This window comes from Chamaesiphon minutus PCC 6605 (assembly GCF_000317145.1).
Lineage (GTDB): Bacteria > Cyanobacteriota > Cyanobacteriia > Cyanobacteriales > Chamaesiphonaceae > Chamaesiphon > Chamaesiphon minutus.
This window is the reverse complement of record NC_019697.1, coordinates 1,707,702-1,721,034: the sequence shown is the minus strand read 5'-3', so window position 1 is coordinate 1,721,034 and position 13,333 is coordinate 1,707,702. Positions and strand designations below refer to the sequence as shown.

The window sequence follows — 13,333 nt, the reverse complement described above, 5'->3', positions numbered from 1 at the left end:
CCAACACGCATCTGGGAGTTGTTGTTACCCCTATTCCTGTCTGTAGCTACAGTGGCTAAGGCCATGCAGTTCGAGCGGTGAGTTACCGATGACCAAAACTCCATCCGAATCAGCCTCAAAATCGACCTCCCCACGATCGATTCCCCTCAAATGTAAAAAGTGTGCCATGCTCTCGGCTGCTCAGGCTCAAGCTTTACATGGAAAAGACGGCGATGGATGTTGGAATCCCAAGGTTTGTTACAGTCGCAGATCCTATGCCCGTCATCGAGATCGTAAGAATCAGCAGCGCAATCGGCACCGTCAAGAAACAGTCATTGAATTACCACCTGCCGATCTAGCCGCATTTGCGGATTTGCAATACGCTGTTTTGATTGTATACCGTGAGGCGGGAGCCGAATCGATCGTTCATGCCGTTTCCGCCCAAGTGTGGCAGGGGCAAGAACGGGTAGCGATCGTTCAGCCGATTCATTGTATCGGGATGGTGCCAAGTCAAATCCATTTATATATAAAAAAGCTGTTGGCTTTGTTGGAGGATAAGTACGGCGTTCGTAAGTTTGCGGCTTTAGAACGACTCGATCCTTATCTGTGCCCGATTCGTCCTTGCATTCATTATGGTGAGGTCGAGAATGCCACAGTTTGAATGGATTGACCTGCCAGTATGGACGAAAATTAAAGTTGCCGCGAGTGAGCCAGAAGAGGCCGATTTAGCTAGGTTGTGGCAGGAGGTGGAAGACGCAATTGTTAATTTGGGCTGTCTGGGACGGTTACAGGTGGCAGGGGAGGCGATTTCGCAGATTACAGATTTGTATGAGTTGCGTTCGCAGTTGGCATTTGAGTCGATTCAAGCGGTTGGGAGTGATGATGGCCCAGTGATGTCTGAGGATGCTTTCGATCGATATGTGCGCCAATCGATGCAAATTGACTTCGATGTCTATATCGAGCCATTGTCTAGTTTGCCGCGTAAGGTATCTGAATTTTCAGAAAGTGAAATTGATGAAGTTCGCTCGGTTGTGGCTGAGATCGATCGAAAAGTTTTACTTGAGGCGATTTTACCCGAACCAGTAGATCCGGAAATAGCTTATAAAGAAGCAATTGGATTAGCACACGATGAAGATGTGTCGGCGTGGGGTGCGGCGATCTCGGCGCGGCTAGAGGAGTGGGGTGAGCCTGTGTCGTTATTGGCATTACAAGGATCGATCGAGATGCCACTGGTGCAGGTTTGGCTGGCGTTGCTGCTCAATGGGATACCACTAGAACAACGTGGTGATTTTTATCAAACCGAGCAGGTTTGGGTATTGCGCTGAGAGGATTTCAATCGTCTGTGATAATTCTAAAGTGGAGCCAATATGAAACAATGGTACTCAGCATTCGAGCTAGCAGGATTACCAGATCTACCAGCTTTGCCCAACAACGTTGCAAGAAAAGCCAAAGCCGAACAATGGCAGTCGCGGCAGCGAACGGGGCGCGGCGGCGGTCGAGAGTACGCTTACAATAGCTTGCCACAAACAGCTCAAACAGCATTGATTCATAACTCCGGTCGGATAGTCGATGTAAATATCGAGCCTTCAATCGGGAGTCCAAAGGTCAGACCTCAAGTACAGCAAGTCAAACCAACGAGCGAGCAACGGATCGATGCTTGGCTGGCAATTCTCAGAGCCTACGAACATTGGTGCGCTAGCAATACATTTGAGACGGTACTAGATCGAGATACAGCCTTCGTTCGAGCTTATAACGACCGACAATTAGCTCTAGTAAATTGGGTTTATGCGTACCTGCCCAAGCTCTCTCGCAGTACCCTTAAAGCCAAACAAAAGCTGCGTCGAGAAGCTCCTACCATCTCGGCACTCGGTGGCAACTACGGTCATCGTCGTGGCACTGGCAGAATTGACTCAGATCCAGACTTGCCAGCGGCGATTGAAACTTGTCTGGCTGCTGGTGGCAAGCATTGGGGTGCAAGCCAGATTTATGACATCTTGCAGTTTGAATTTGGGTTAGATCCTGAGACTTGTTCGCTCGGACAAGTACGAGCGTGGCTGAGGCAATTCCGCTCCAATCGTCCGCAGGAGTGGGCAATGTACATGTCGCCAGATCGGGTTAAAGGAACGGTCAGTCCAGCATTTGGGTCGAGATCGCAAAATGTATTTCGCCCGAATCAGGTGTGGGAGATCGACTCGATGCGCGTTGATATCGAGTGTAAATCGGAACGTGCTGGTGAGATTCGACTGGATCGAGTATTTGTAATTGCCTGTATCGATATTTTTACCCGCCGAGTGATGCTGAAAGTGTCAGCCCAGAACAATGGTGAGGCTGTTTGTCTGTTAATTGCTCGGGCAATTTTGAAGTGGGGAGTGCCAGAACAGATCCGCACCGATTGTGGCAAGGAATATCTCAGCCGCCGCGTTCAAAGGTTTCTGGCTAATTTAGGAGTGGATACCGAAGATTTGCGCTGTTTACCTGGGCATCCCGAACAAAAGCCGTTTGTCGAACGGTTCAACCGGACTTTTCAACATCGGGATCTAGTTAAAAACCCCTTTTTTGTCGGTCACAGCGTTGCAGAACGTCAATCGTTACGTGCTTCATCCAATCGAAATTGTGCTGGAATCGAACTGGCGATGTCAGTTGAGGATTTTCAACGGTGGTGCGATCTCTGGCGGTTAGATTACGAGCAACGTCCACACGGACGAGCGGGGATTGGACTAGAGGGTAAATCTCCGCTGGAGGTTTTAGCGGCAGCGGTTGATGGTGGTTGGGTGCCACACCAGATCCACAATCCACGCGAGCTAGATTTTTTAATGATGACAGCACCAGGCAAGGAGGGGACGCGACAAGTTGGAAGGCAAGGTATCTCAGTTTGTGGTCGTCTGTACGTCGCGGCGGAACTCGCTGGTTGGATTGGCAAAACTGTCTATGTCTGCTTCGATCCACAACAGCCTCGTACTATCTATGTTTATGGTAGCGATCGACTGACTAAATTTGTTTGCCAAGCTGTGTGGCGGGAAGCCGCAGATATCGATCTGGCTGACATTGCCAATCGTGCCAGACATCTCTATGAAATCTTGCTGCGATCGGTGAGTCAGATTCGCAAGCGTGGTAAAACATTACTGCGTAAACTAGCCAGCGATCCTTATTTGCTAGTTGGTAAAACGGCTCAAGAACTGACAGAAGTTTTCAAATCTAAACTTCATGATTATCCAGCAATTCAAGCGATAACTGCTGCGATTACAGAGTCTGAAGCTCGCTCTGATGTAGAACCACCAACAATAGAACTAGAACGGTATCATCAAGAGCTAAAACGGCTAGAAGCAGAGTCCGAGCAACAGTTACTGCTGCAAGAACAACAACAATCGCGGCAATATCGGGTAGAAGAATTGATAAATCGTTGGCAACAGCAGCAAACTCGCCCAGTTTTGGAAACCAGTGAATTGGAATTGTTAATGCAACACTTATCCTTACCTGAAGGACGAGGTTTTCTGGCTGCTGTTACTAGTACAGAGCGGCGTAAATAGACCTATGATTGAAAGCAGCTCATCAAAATGAGAGGAACACAGAGGATGCCAAGATTATCCGCTGCCCTAATTACACTCAATGAAGTAGAACAAGCCGAACTACAACAACTACTCAAGCGCAAGAAAACGCCACAACAAATCGCACTCCGAGCCAAAATCATCGTCTTGGCAGCCCAAGGGAAAAGTCACGGTGAGATTGCTGAGACATTAGAAATTAGCAAGGATATGAGTAGATTATGGCGAAACAGATGGTTGGAGTTGAAGGATCGACAACTGCCAGCCATCGAGCGGCTGATGGATGCCGTGCGACCAGGTGCGCCAGCCACCTTCACCCTCGAACAAATCACACAACTATACGCCATCGCATGTGCCCCGCCCGAACAGTACGGCCGTCCCATCAGTCAGTGGACGAGCAGAGAATTAGCCGCCGAACTGATAAAACAGGGCATCGTCGCATCGATTAGCCAGCGACATGTGGGCAGACTCCTAGCTGAAGCCGAACTCAAACCCCACCAGAGTAGTTACTGGTTGCATCCCCCCCCGACCCAGAATTGGGGCACAAAGTTGAACACATCTGTCGTGTCTACGAACAAGCACCCCAACGTGCGCTGACAGGAGAAGTCACCCTCAGCCTGGACGAAATGACTGGGATTCAAGCACTGGAGAGAACTATGCCAAATATTCCGATGAAACCAGGACAGTGCGAACGTGTAGAGTTTGAATATACTCGACACGGAACTCAATCATTAATTGCCAGTTTCGATGTGGCAACTGGTCGAATTGCGTTGGCCAGTGTGGGCGCAACTCGAACCGAAGCTGATTTCGCCGAGCATGTCACCCGTTCCTTAGCACAATATCCCACTGCCGCAAAATACCATTTGGTCATGGATTGTCTCAATACCCATCAATCCGAGACGCTGGTTAGGCTGGTGGCCGGATTAGAGACAACTCCACAGGAGCTGGGTGTTAAAGGTCAGTCGGGGATTTTGAAGTCAATGGAGACGCGAGCGCAATTTTTAGCCGACCCAAACCATCGGCTAGTGATTCATTACACGCCCAAACATTGTTCTTGGATGAATCAGATTGAGATCTGGTTTGGGATTCTAGTACGGAAATTGTTACGACGCGGTAGCTTTACCAGTACAAATCACTTGAAAGCCCGGATCCATGAGTTTGTGGACTACTTTAACATTACGATGGCCAAACCCTTCAAATGGACTTACAAGGGTAAACCTCTAACCTCTTAGATACTTGGTTTATTTCCGCCGCTCTATACTAGTTCTTCACAGGAAGAAAGGCAATTTTTTGATTGGCTGATGGGACGGATTACTTCTCAATTGACAGTCGTGGATCGTCGTCCCCTGCTGCAAGAGGCACTGGCACGTTGGCGAGATCGACAAAGTTTATCGATTGAGGATAAGCAGAGTTTACTTTACTATGTTCGAGAACCGGAAGGATTGGGCGTACTCAAAGCTTATACCAGTCCCGAACAAGAGCAGCAGTTTCAAACATGGCTAATAGAGAAGTTCTGAGGAGTTATCTATGCCGAGCGAACGATCTTTATTTAAGAGTGAAAATAATGCGCTACAAAATTGTTACTACAAAAAATATTATCAGTTTATCCAGTGGCTTTCAAGAGTCCCAAAGACGCGAGCCAGGAATTCCTAGAATGGGATTAATCTATGCACCAACTGGTTTTGGCAAATCAACCGCCGCCGCTTGGCTGGTGAATCGGGAACGGGGAATTTATGTCCGAGCGGTGTCTTTATGGTCGCCGACGACGATGTTAATGGCGATTCTGGCAGAGCTATCGATCCCACCCCCGCGTTTCCCCGCTCAGATGTTACAAGTAATTGTGGAGCAGATGAAACTGAGTCAGCGTCCGTTATTTATCGATGAAGCTGATTATTTATTTCACAATCCCCGGATGATTGATGCGGCACGAGACATTCACGATCTAGCCGAACTTCCCGTCTGGCTGATTGGTTCCAATAAGTTGGAGAAATTACTCGCCCGACGCAAAATTGTGGCTGGTCGAATTTCGCAGTGGGTGAATTTTAAACCCTGCGATCTGGAAGACACCCAACTGTTAACTAAAGAACTTTGTTTAGTGGAAGTGCAAGCAGATTTACTCGATCGATTACACAAGGCTTCAAAGGGGAGTATTCGGCTGATTACGGTGGGATTGAGCCGGATTGAGTCATTTGCGAGGGTTCAATGTTGGGAAAAGATCGACTCTCAACAGTGGGCAGATCGTCCATTCTTTTTCGCTCGTCAAGTAGACTATAACGATGATTAAAGTAATTGAATATTAGTGTTAATTGAGGAAATTTGGAGGTTGGTAATATGAAGAAAACGATTGCGGACAAGTTAGATGATGCGGATGAATTCTATCGACAACCTTGTTGGTTGGAGCTATGGCGTAAAAGTTGCGATCCCTGCCGTCTTACCTTCTGGAGCCGGATTGATGAAACTAATGCGGCGATCTTAATTTCTTACTGGGAAGCAGCAGGATTCCTCACTCGTGCTAGAAATCGCACTCGATATCGAGTGCATTCGACGTACTATTCACAGCTTAAATTTTATACTCTCAAGCCTAGACCGCGAATACCAGGTACAAAAAAGGCAAAACCTATCCAAAACACGCTCTACTTTCGGACGGTTTGTCAGCGAATCTGGATGAGTATGCGAATTTTGCAAACTTTTAGTATCGGCCAACTGCAAGCATGTTCGAGTATGTGTAATAATATCGTGAGAACTTTTGTGACTCAGCTTTATCAGCTTAACTATGTCCGACTGCAAGTTTGTTATGGTTCTAATTTTGAGGGCAATGAGGATATCTACCAACTAATTCAGAATACTGGAGCTAAGGCACCTTTTTTATGTGGAGAGGGCAGCCTTTACGATCTGAGTACCTGTTGTATTTATTTTACTGATTGAGGGTGCAAATTTACTCCTGATTTCCTGGTTTTTGCGACCGAGCTGAGCTTCGAGTCTCTTGAATCGTGATTTGTGCTGGCACTACCAGGCAAGATAGACTTAGATAGGGTTAGAGATAGGGTTAAAAAGACAAAGATAGAGTTAAAGATAAAGTTAAATTGTGTTTATGGTCGTAAATTGAACAAATACCCTGGCAACATCACATCCAGTAAGGCTTTGAAGTGAAAAGTAAAGACTTTGGGCGATCCAGGTTTATCTAAATCTATATCTAAGTTAACGGCTTTTGGTCGTTTATGTCGATCGGGGTGTAGAACAGTAACTTTGCTGGAATACCCGTTAAATATAGTTTACAGCGATTAACACTTGGTTTGTTTGGGTAATGCAAAGATAGAGATCGACATAGATCGAGATCTGAAATTAAATCAATCTCTACAACCAACAAGTAATTTCACTCGTTGTCAGTAGTTCTAGCTAAAATACTTAATTTACTTAGCTAGAACTATGAGGGATGGACTAACAAATCGGGATGGGTGTGACAATCGCTCCAGTAGCTCGGCCTGTGCGCTCGCCATATTCGATCGTGACCCCATTGTTGCATAAAATATGGATAGTAAGTCACAGCATCGCGGATGGTACGGATGAGTGAGGATACAATATCGACAAACAATCGCTCTCGATCGAGAGTAGATAGCTCCTGGCAAGATCCAGACCGAGCGCATGAATTGGTAAAAACTGAAGGTGGATGGAAATGCCAATGTTGCTATCGCTCGTGGCTGAAAAAACCACGAGCTAAGTGTTTGGGCTTGCCTATAGTTCCAGGGGCGGCAGCGGAGTCTTTGCGGCGAGGTTCCTGGTCGGGTCGATCGACCCGACCAGCCATGCAAAAGACCCAAGCAAAGGTTATAAACTGGCAGGACGCAATCTCAATCGACACCGCATTGCGCTCTAACCTTCAATTAAAGCATTCAACCAAGCCGATTGCCGCACGTCGCGATCCGCTCGGCGATCCCAATTTCGATCTGTTATTTGCGCGTACTGAGTTTGAAGAGTGCGAGCCAAACTTTTACCCAATCGCGTCTTGGGATAAAAACCATCGTCAAGGTTTAAAAACGCTGTGGGAAATTGGGAGTAAAAGGCTCGAACTCAAGCATGGAGCCAAACCAGCAGCCGTTTATTTTCGCTCTAGCCATCCCGATGGCGAGTGTCGTTGGCGGTTGTTGTATCGCGTTGAGGACACTCAACCCGTGCAGCCTAAATATATCAGTAATGCCAATTTACAATCGATTTATTTAATTTCCGATGGTTGGCTGGCGCGAATTGGTGAGCCAGATTTATTACTTGATAATCCCCACGGGCGTTATTACGCGCCGATGAAGATGTACGCGCTCGTGCGGATCGAAGATTTCCTATCGACACATGCCCAAGAGTATGCCGAATGGCTGGAGGGTAGGGGTAAAAGATTAGCGATTGCGCGGGCGATTGTGGCTAAATCTCAGGCAACTAAATTGAGGATTGAGACTCAAACTCAGCAATGCTTGCAATGTGCCTCTCACTCCGCTCTATTGGGTGGTACTTGTTGCGCTATCTACCCATTGGGTCTTCCGACTGGAGTGCCTTTGGAGTGTTACTGTCCCGATTTTCATCCGCGAGCCGAGCATCTTTGAGTTCTGCTGGCTTTCGATCGATCGCCTTAATCTCGATCGTCTCAGGTGGCGATCCGGTTCTTTAGAGGTACATTTTCTATAGTTCTAGCTATAATATTATGATTGATAAGCTAGAACTATAAAAATTCTCCTGCCAGCCAGATCGATCTACTACACCCCATCTTCGAGCGGAATGCGGGCGATTTTTTCAGCCACTACCTCGTTCACTGGGGGATTGGCAGCAGCTTCAATCGCTCGATTTAAAAGTGCTTCGGCCGCATTGAGCGCAGTATCGATCGCCAGCAATCTGTTTCTGCGCTCGATTCCGGCTCTCCCCTCAAAATTTCGACTGTCGTAATCTGACGATAGGTGAATTACTTTTACCGATTCTTCTTGGGTCGGTTGCATGGCGAGGGAACCTCGCCGCACCGACTCCGCTTCTCGCTCCTGGGGTGGAAAGATGGCTTCCCTAGAAGTCAATTTATTGTATTGATATATTCCGTAAGGTCGTTTGACTAGATAGCGGTGAGCTTCTACGCCGATGGGGGCAATATAAGAATCTTCGCTACTTAACTGGGCGATCGTTTCTTCTATAAGTGAGAGTGTCGAGCACAGTCGAGCGAGTGTTGCTGTTACGCCCAGGGATGCAGGAGTTTGGGGACAAGCGCGAGTTGATAGTAAGTAGAGGGCGGCATCTCGCCTGTTCGTTATGATGGTGTCGATCGTCCGCACGTTGTTTTCGATTCTGGCGTAATGCAGCTCGACTCGATCTTCTTCGGTTAGTTGGCGAATCGTGCCACAAATGTTTTTATTGGGACAATCTTCGGCTGTCAGTCCTGGTGCCATCATCATGGACGCGCAGCTAAAGCCATAGGCACACATTCGGATTGGCATTGGCAATCATCTCTAGTTCTAGCTGAATAGTTTTAATTATATAGCTAGAACTAGAAAGAATGCGACCTACTCTGAGTCGAAAGTCGGGCTGAAGCTGGTAGATGCAGCAATTCCAAATTCAGATTTTGACAACTTGGTAGGGTGAGCAGGAGAATAGAGAGACTTCAAAAAGAGAAGCAGAATGGAGCCAATGAAGCTGAGTTTTGGGGTATTGATAGTCTATCTGAACCGAGCAATTCTTCAGATGAAAGATCCGCGCCTTGCCAGCAATGGCACTAAATACACCATCAGAGATGCTGTGTTGGGAGCATTTTCGATGTTTTTCATGCAAAGCGAATCCTTTTTAGAACATCAGCGGCACATGAATAGCAATCAGGGCAAAAGCAATGCTCAGACACTGTTTGGCATGATTAAAATCCCAACAGTGCCGCAAATTCGGAATATCCTGGATGAAATTTCAGCCACGGCACTATTTGGAGTATTCAATCACGTCTATCAGTCTTTAAGACGAGAAGGTCACTTGAAACCGTTTGAATATCTCGGTGGATTACTAGTTGCGCTGGATGGAACTCAGTATTTTGACTCGCACAAACTCAACTGTAAATGCTGTTCGAGCCGTACCCACAAAAATGGCACAGTAACTTACTTCCACAGTGCCATTTTGCCTGTAATAGTTGCGCCTGGGCAATCTCAAGTAATTTCCTTAGCTCCAGAATTCATCACACCTCAAGATGGTCACCAGAAGCAGGACTGCGAAGTGGCAGCAGCTAAACGATGGCTCAAAACTCATGCCCCAGAATTCCAAGGACAAGCAATCACTCTACTCGGAGATGACCTCTACAGTCACCAACCAATGTGTGAACAGGTGATAGCGTCGGGAATGAACTTTATCTTTACCTGTTTAGAAACGTCTCATACTGCTGTTTATGATTGGTTGAAATACTTGGATGGTATTGGCGAGGTGAAAAAGCTAGAAGTGAAACAGTGGAACAGCAATTCAAGCGAATTATATAGCTATCAATATGTGAATGGAATTCCTCTAAGGGACTCCCAGCCAGCAATGAAGGTCAATTGGTGTAAACTAATCCATACCCGCCAATCAGATGGAGAAATATTATATGAAAATTCATTTATTACCCGCCATGAATTAAACGAACAGAGCGTACCTCTGGTTGCTGCGGCTGGTCGATGTCGTTGGAAGACCGAAAATGAAAATCATAATGTGCTCAAAACAAAGGGATATCATCTGGAGCATAACTTTGGGCATGGTCAGCAGCATTTAGCTGCTTGTTTATTGACGCTGAACCTGTTGGCATTCCTTTTTCACACTGTTTTGCATTTAACAGATCTTGCATATGGACAGATTCGTCTCAAGCGTGTTACTCGTAAAGGCTTTTTTCAAGATATCCTCAGTCTTACCAAATATTTACTCTTTGAGAGTTGGCCTTCTTTGATTGATTTCATGCTTTACGGCTCGGCTTCCACTCTGGTCGCCAACTCTTCCTAGATTTTTGAATTTGGAATTGCTGTGGTAGATGTGTGGTTGGGGTTGGAGGATACAAGCTATTTGCTATGCCGCCAGTTGAGTTGTGAGGTAGAATTTAGTGTCGATTTCTACGATCGCGAAGCGCGCCACTAAGGCGGTCGAGGGTTTAGATCGTCAAGTTTGTAAAGGGATCTAATATGAATGTTCGAGTAACGATTGAGGTTTCAACTCTCCCAACGTCCAGCAATACGGATAAATTGAGATCTGCGGCATCTGAGTTAACTAACAATTTAAAAAGTATTGTAGTGAGCACAGAAGAAGATAGCAAAGGCTTTTCGATAATAACTAATTTTACTATGAAGACAACCGCCGAATATAAGGTTGTCGATCGAATTAGTAAGGAGTTTAAGTTCTGGACGTTCGATTTTGAAGGCTATCGAGAGATGATTATTTCATTCCCTACGCACATAGGTAGAATAGCAAATGAATGAATATCAATATTTATGCGAAATCTGCTTATCGTCGAATCTGCTGGCAAAATTAAAAAGCTTAGGAGTATCCTCGGCTCCGACTGGGATGTCAAGGCTTCAATCGGGCATATTCGCCAACTCGCCAACGATGGGGACGGTGCGTTAGGCTTCGATCTGGGTGCAGAGACAATCGATTGCCGCTACATCCCCCGCGACGACAGAGCCAAACAAACAATAGCCGGACTAATTGCCGCAGCAAAGCAAGCAGATCGAGTCTTCATCGCCTCAGATCCAGATCGGGAAGGGGAAGTAATTGGCTGGCATATCGCCCAGGTATTGAAGCTCAAACAGCCCCAGCGAGTGGTCTATCAAGAGATTACCGAATCCGCCGTTAGGAAAGCAATTGCTTCTCCCCGCTCCCTAGATATGGCTCTTGTCGAGGCGGGTAGATGTCGCGATTGTTTGGATAAATTGGTGGGCTACAAAGGATCGCCCCTCATCTGGCGACTGAATAACGGCGCGAAAAGCGTCGGACGAGTTCAGTCTGCCACCCTACATCTTGTCTGTCAACGAGAGCGGGAAATTCAAGCCTTCATCCCGCAGGATTATTGGTCGGTATTTGTGGACTATGCCGAAGGTTTTCGCGCTTTCTTCAACGGCACGGCTCAAGCTGTTTCACCAGCCCCAGAGGAGGAAACTAGCGACGATGCTGGAGCAATGGAGAAAGTTACCGAATCGACGCGGGTATTGAGTCAAGCCGAAGCTGACAGGTTAGTGGAGAGCGGCAGAGCTAATCCCCATCAAGTTAAATCGATCGAGGGTAAACTCACTCCTAAAAAACCACCCGCACCCTTTATCACATCATCACTCCAACAAGCCGCTGGAGCGCGATTGAAGTTCAGTCCCGAACATACAATGTCAGTCGCTCAGAAGCTTTATGAAGCTGGGCTAATCACTTACATGCGGACTGATTCGGTCGAACTCAGTCAAGATTTTTGTAAGGCTGCAAGAGAATGGTTGTTGTCTCACGATAAAGATAATGTACCTACAAAGGTAGCGAAACAGCGGAGTTCTAAAGACGCTCAGGAAGCCCATGAAGCGGTCAGACCGACAGATATCACCAAAGCCTCCAGCGAACTCAAACAGCAGCTTTCCGAGGATGAATTCGCTCTGTACCTGATGATTTGGATGAGATCGATCGCCTCCCAATGCAAACCCGCTCAGATTCGTAAAACCACGATCGTTACCCAGTCTGGCGAGATCCAGTGGCAAGCGAGAGGGCAAATGCTTGAATTTGCTGGCTATGCCAAATATTGGAAAGATATTAGCGGTGATGCCATCCTACCGAGCTTGCAACCAAAACAACCACTCACCGCTACTAATGTCAGTCACGAGCAGAAGCAGACTCAACCACCGCCACGTTACAGCGAACCAAAACTCGTTCAATTGATGGAACGTCGCGGGATCGGTCGTCCTTCCACTTACGCGCCGACGATTGCCACCCTCAAGCAGCGTAATTATGTCGAGCTAGTCAAGAGCAAAGTACAGCCGACGACTGTGGGTTTGCAAGTGGATGACTTTCTGATGCAAGCATTGCCAGAGTTGATTCAATCAGAATTTACCGCTGGGATGGAAACTCAACTCGATGCGATCTCCAAGGGTCAGCAGGAATGGCAAAGCTACCTGATTGAATGGAACCGGAGCTATTTTGCACCAGCATTAAGTAAGGCGACTCTGAATCTACCGGAACAGGATTATGGATCGTTCCAAGGTAAAGAGCTGGAGAAATCAAGATCGAAATGTCCGACCTGTAGCAAGCCAATGTCTAAAGTACCCACCAAGAAAGTTAAGAAGGGCTATTTCCTCAAGTGTGAGGATGGCTGTAAAAATAGTGAGGGAAAGGGATTGGTAATGTTTTGGTCGGAGCGAACGAATGAATGGCAGATTCCACAGGCAAAAACCGAGCAGTCATCGCCAGCAAAGTCAACAGAACATCCTTGTCCGGTTTGCAAAAAGCCGTTGGAAGAATATAGCTACATGAAAGACGGGCAATCCAAGTCGATGTTAAGGTGTTCGGATGCGGAAGCTAGAACCAAGCTCAAACACAAGGATGTCGCTTATTTTCGGGGCAAAGAAGGGCAATGGTGGAGTCCAAAATTGGGTAATCTCGATGCGGAGGTTGCTAAATCGATTAAGGTAAACGCACAATAGTTCGATTGTACATTCCATAGATATTTGTCCCTGAAAACGATCGTTGCCCAGCGTCAGCAACTGCTCAAAGATCGAGAGCTTTGTGATGATGGCTGTGCGATCGATGCTCAGTGAAAATGATGAGGTTTTTTACATCTCCAGATTGCAGTTCAGACTTAACGTGAAAAGTCAGGTTAGCGATCC

Annotated in this window: 13 protein-coding genes; 12 read left to right on the top strand and 1 reads right to left on the bottom strand. The window is 46.8% G+C overall.

The genetic code is table 11. The annotated features are described in order from the left end of the window. The first annotated feature begins 88 nt into the window (after positions 1-88). From CHA6605_RS07960 to CHA6605_RS07920, 9 genes are all read left to right on the top strand, one after another. Complete coding sequence (locus CHA6605_RS07960) at positions 89-640, top strand: hypothetical protein (protein WP_157259907.1); 552 nt, start codon at positions 89-91, stop codon at positions 638-640. After that, positions 627-1,304 carry a hypothetical protein gene (locus tag CHA6605_RS07955; protein WP_015158963.1) on the top strand — a complete coding sequence of 226 codons (678 nt, stop codon included), beginning with the start codon at positions 627-629 and terminating at the stop codon, positions 1,302-1,304. Before CHA6605_RS07960 ends, CHA6605_RS07955 begins: the two co-directional genes overlap by 14 nt. A gap of 42 nt (positions 1,305-1,346) precedes the next feature. Then, on the top strand, positions 1,347-3,506 hold the full coding sequence (locus CHA6605_RS07950) for a Mu transposase C-terminal domain-containing protein (RefSeq protein WP_015158962.1): 2,160 nt from the start codon (positions 1,347-1,349) through the stop codon (positions 3,504-3,506). 45 nt (positions 3,507-3,551) lie between these two features. Next, positions 3,552-4,118 carry a helix-turn-helix domain-containing protein gene (locus CHA6605_RS07945; RefSeq protein ID WP_041547411.1) on the top strand — a complete coding sequence of 189 codons (567 nt, stop codon included), beginning with the start codon at positions 3,552-3,554 and terminating at the stop codon, positions 4,116-4,118. Then, complete coding sequence (locus CHA6605_RS07940; protein ID WP_198288354.1) at positions 4,058-4,753, top strand: transposase; 696 nt, start codon at positions 4,058-4,060, stop codon at positions 4,751-4,753. Before CHA6605_RS07945 ends, CHA6605_RS07940 begins: the two co-directional genes overlap by 61 nt. A gap of 69 nt (positions 4,754-4,822) precedes the next feature. Beyond that, complete coding sequence (locus CHA6605_RS07935; protein WP_015158961.1) at positions 4,823-5,038, top strand: hypothetical protein; 216 nt, start codon at positions 4,823-4,825, stop codon at positions 5,036-5,038. Between the two features lie 47 nt (positions 5,039-5,085). After that, positions 5,086-5,805 carry an AAA family ATPase gene (locus tag CHA6605_RS07930; RefSeq protein ID WP_015158960.1) on the top strand — a complete coding sequence of 240 codons (720 nt, stop codon included), beginning with the start codon at positions 5,086-5,088 and terminating at the stop codon, positions 5,803-5,805. 47 nt (positions 5,806-5,852) lie between these two features. Then, complete coding sequence (locus tag CHA6605_RS07925) at positions 5,853-6,446, top strand: hypothetical protein (RefSeq protein WP_015158959.1); 594 nt, start codon at positions 5,853-5,855, stop codon at positions 6,444-6,446. Between the two features lie 638 nt (positions 6,447-7,084). After that, entirely contained in the window at positions 7,085-8,110 is a 1,026-nt protein-coding gene (locus CHA6605_RS07920) for a hypothetical protein (RefSeq protein ID WP_015158958.1), read from the top strand. 150 nt (positions 8,111-8,260) lie between these two features. Here the strand turns inward: CHA6605_RS07920 and CHA6605_RS07915 are convergent, their stop codons facing one another. Beyond that, positions 8,261-8,983: a hypothetical protein gene (locus CHA6605_RS07915; RefSeq protein ID WP_015158957.1), complete on the bottom strand. Its 723-nt coding sequence runs from the start codon at positions 8,981-8,983 to the stop codon at positions 8,261-8,263. A gap of 181 nt (positions 8,984-9,164) precedes the next feature. On the opposite strand from CHA6605_RS07915, the gene CHA6605_RS07910 reads away from it, so the two are divergent. From CHA6605_RS07910 to topA, 3 genes are all read left to right on the top strand, one after another. Continuing rightward, entirely contained in the window at positions 9,165-10,490 is a 1,326-nt protein-coding gene (locus tag CHA6605_RS07910) for an ISNCY family transposase (RefSeq protein ID WP_015158142.1), read from the top strand. Between the two features lie 335 nt (positions 10,491-10,825). Then, the gene (locus CHA6605_RS36115) at positions 10,826-10,960 is read left to right on the top strand and encodes a hypothetical protein (RefSeq protein WP_269744569.1); all 135 of its coding nucleotides are present in this window, start codon (positions 10,826-10,828) and stop codon (positions 10,958-10,960) included. Positions 10,961-10,972: 12 nt separating this feature from the next. Continuing rightward, the gene (topA, locus tag CHA6605_RS07900) at positions 10,973-13,150 is read left to right on the top strand and encodes a type I DNA topoisomerase (protein WP_015158955.1); all 2,178 of its coding nucleotides are present in this window, start codon (positions 10,973-10,975) and stop codon (positions 13,148-13,150) included. Positions 13,151-13,333: the final 183 nt, after the last annotated feature.